The following is a 2,860-nucleotide window of genomic DNA, read 5'->3' on the forward strand; positions in this document are numbered from 1 at the left end:
CGAGGTCTGAGGACGCGCCGCGAACCTGGCGAGAAGACCCAGAACGACAAACATCAACGACAGGCTTACCTGCGGTTCCGGAGTACGATAGATGGACAGAAAGCTGGTCTCGTATGGCGGCACGAGGTTGGGAGCGACCAATCCGACGATTCGCGAGAATCGTATGACATTCCAGGCTGGAGAACTCCAGACGACCACGCTGCCGAACGAGAACAGATCGCCGGCAAACACGAGGAGCAAAGAAACCGCTGCGCGCGCGGACCGGCTCGAGACGATCTGGCTGGCCGCAAAGTACGCGGCACACGCAGCAATCGCCGGAAAGAGAAAATCCGAAATCATCAGCGTTGCATCCAGCGAACCCGCACTGGTCCGGTGGACGACGGACAGGCAAAATGCCCCGAGCAATCTGGTGGACCGCAACGCGCCCATCAGCCAGGCGAGAGTGTACGTGTCCTCGTCATAAGCTGAATGAAAGTACCGGAACTCGCCGATGTCGCCGACAAACGCGACATGAGGCCACAACCCGAGCACTCCGATCGCGCCGGCGATCGCAAGAGCGAGAATCATGTCGATCGTCGTTTCTGATTTCATGGAATTCTTGGATCGGATTGGCCCCTTGAACGCGCCTCTTAAGGCGAATAGACAGCTTAGGCAATGGCGCCCGAACACATTCCGTTCAACCGACCCTACGTGACCGGTCAGGAGCAGGCCTATGTCGAGGAGGCGCTGCGCAGCCATCACGTTTCCGGCGACGGCGGCTTCACCGGGCGATGCCACCGGTGGATCGAGCAGCGTACCGGTTGCGCGAAGGCGCTGCTGACGCACTCCTGCACCTCGGCGCTCGACATGGCCGCATTGCTGCTCGACCTCGGGCACGGCGACGAGGTGATCCTGCCCTCCTTCACCTTCGTGTCGACCGCGAACGCCTTCGTGCTGCGCGGCGCGGTCCCGGTCTTCGTCGACATCCGCGAGGACACGCTCAACCTCGACGAACGGCAGGTCGAGGCCGCCGTCACCTCGCGCACCCGCGCGATCGTGCCCGTGCACTATGCGGGCGTCGCCTGCGAGATGGACGCCATCATCGCGATCGCGAAGCGCCACAAGCTGAGGATCGTCGAAGACGCCGCGCAGGGCATCATGGCGAGCTACAGGGGCTCGCCGCTGGGCGCGATCGGCGACCTCGGCAGCTTCAGCTTCCACGAGACCAAGAACATCATGTCCGGCGAAGGCGGCTGCCTGCTGGTCAACGATCCCGCGCTGGCGCCGCGGGCCGAGGTCATCCGCGAGAAGGGGACCGATCGCGGCCGGTTCTTCCGCGGCGAGGTCGACAAATACACCTGGCAGGATCTCGGCTCGTCGTTCCTGCCGAGCGACCTGACGGCGGCCGTGCTCTGGGCGCAACTCGAACAGGCCGAACGCATCACGCGCGAGCGGCTCGCCATCTGGGACCGCTATCACGGGATGCTTGCGCCGCTCGAGCAGCGCGGCCTGCTCCGCCGGCCGATCGTGCCCGGTCATTGCGGACACAACGGCCATCTCTACTACGTGCTGCTGCCGCCCGAAGTCGATCGCGGCGCGGTCCTCGGCAGGCTCAAGGAAGCGAACATCCATGCGGTGTTCCACTATGTGCCGCTGCATTCGTCAGCGGCGGGATTGCGGTTCGGTCGCGCGCATGGCGACCTCAGGCTCACGACATCGCTGTCGGAGCGCCTGATCCGGCTGCCGCTGTGGATAGGCCTGCGGGAAGAGCAGCAGCAGCGCGTCTGCGACGCGCTGGGCGATATCCTCGGCCGGTAGGCTCAGAGGCCGTCCGGCTCGCCGGCGTGGAGCGCGGGGAGACGTGGCTGGCAGGGGCTGGGGTGGCCGGGCCAAAACCAGGCACCTGCCAAAACCTGCGGATCAACCCCATGCACAGTAGGAAGGGATGGCAGGCATGACGCCTTGCGTTGGTGAAGCCACTTGACACGTCGGGCAAATCGGCTCCGGGAAGCCGACAGGACCGGGATGGCAGCCCGCAGCCCGGTGACCACCGCGGCGGACGCGCTTCTGCCGCTGTAGCAGCCATCCCGCGGCGATGGCTGCGGCCAATAGCGCCAGACCTTGGCGCTGAAATCCTGGAGCAAACGCTCGAACTTCAATCCAGGTGCAGAAGTCCGCCGAGGTATCTTGCGCCCGCGAGGGTCGAATGGCCGTAGTCCCAGCTCAGCAACTCCGCTTTGGAGGCTGGCGTATGGGTGAGGCAACCCTGCTCATTGCAGAGCGCGTCGAATGGCGAAACGAACCGCGCACCGGCCGCCGCAGACATCGCCGCAAGCGCCTCATTAATCCGCCGATAGGGTAACGCCATCGGGCGCAGCCGATCCGGAAGCTTGCCGTTGGCACGCCAGGACTCGTAGACCTGCGTCGGCATGTCCGGAGACCAAAGCGGCCCCTGGCCGATCACGATGATATCCTCGACCGTGTCTCTCAGCTCCATCAGAGCCGCCATCAGCCCTTCGTCCCGCACCTCGGGCTGTAAGTATCTTTCGTGGTTTGCCCACGCAGCAGCCAGAATGATCCTTCTTGGCTTGAGTTCGGCGATCCTGCGCAGGATTGCCGCGTTGCTCTCCGCACAGTTCTGGTAGGGACCGGCTGCGGAGGGAGGGCAGCCGTCCCTGGTGAACTGCGCAATGTCGTTCCCTTGGCGCGCAAGCCCAGCGTACAGCCGCGCGGCATGCGAGTCGCCCCAGATGAGCAAAGCCCCCGAGCTGCATTCGGATGCGTAGTCGCCGAACGTCTGACCCGCGCGCAACCAGCATTTGTCGGCTCGCGCGTTGGATGCCGGATCGTACTGCATCATCGCGAGCACTGGCCGAATTTC

The 2,860-nt window shown here is 64.5% G+C and carries 3 protein-coding genes; 1 reads left to right on the forward strand and 2 read right to left on the reverse strand.

Features of this window, described 5'->3' with window-relative positions; all coding sequences use genetic code 11:
* On the reverse strand, positions 1–591 hold a 591-nt coding region (locus KGM94_RS24695; RefSeq protein WP_300265200.1), incomplete at its 3' end, for a hypothetical protein.
* 63 nt (positions 592–654) lie between these two features.
* On the opposite strand from KGM94_RS24695, the gene rffA reads away from it, so the two are divergent.
* Positions 655–1,797: a dTDP-4-amino-4,6-dideoxygalactose transaminase gene (rffA, locus tag KGM94_RS24700; RefSeq protein WP_300265203.1), complete on the forward strand. Its 1,143-nt coding sequence runs from the start codon at positions 655–657 to the stop codon at positions 1,795–1,797.
* 337 nt (positions 1,798–2,134) lie between these two features.
* Here rffA and KGM94_RS24705 read toward each other — a convergent pair.
* The coding region (locus KGM94_RS24705) for an SGNH hydrolase domain-containing protein (RefSeq protein WP_300265206.1) at positions 2,135–2,860 on the reverse strand (726 nt) is incomplete at its 5' end.

It is taken from the genome of Bradyrhizobium sp. (assembly GCF_028868675.1).
Classification (GTDB): Bacteria; Pseudomonadota; Alphaproteobacteria; order Rhizobiales; family Xanthobacteraceae; genus Bradyrhizobium.

Coding starts and splice junctions, on each gene's coding strand:
- rffA (WP_300265203.1), top strand. CDS start 655: ATGGCGCCCGAACACATTCCGTTCAACCGACCCTACGTGACCGGTCAG.